The organism is Flavobacterium sp. HJSW_4 (assembly GCF_042436695.1).
GTDB lineage: Bacteria > Bacteroidota > Bacteroidia > Flavobacteriales > Flavobacteriaceae > Flavobacterium.
Map to the genome: position 1 here is coordinate 1 of NZ_JBHNPP010000123.1, position 229 is coordinate 229.

General features: G+C 45.4%; 1 tRNA gene. It reads right to left on the bottom strand.

Annotated elements, in window-relative coordinates:
- Positions 1-2 precede the first annotated feature (2 nt).
- A tRNA-Ala gene (locus tag ACE01P_RS24525) sits at positions 3-76 on the bottom strand.
- Between the last annotated feature and the right edge of the window lie 153 nt (positions 77-229).

Genomic DNA, 229 nt, shown 5'->3' on the forward strand with positions numbered 1-229 from the left:
TGTGGAGAATAACGGAGTCGAACCGTTGACCTCCTGCGTGCAAGGCAGGCGCTCTAGCCAGCTGAGCTAATCCCCCATTTTTCAATCTCAGATTGCAGAATTCAGATTTTAGATTTCTAATTCTTCTCTAATTTCCTTGGTGAATCCCAGCTTCCAGAATTTCCTTTTCGGTTTTAAGATTTTAGTAGTCCCGGGCAGACTCGAACTGCCGACCCCTACATTATCAGTG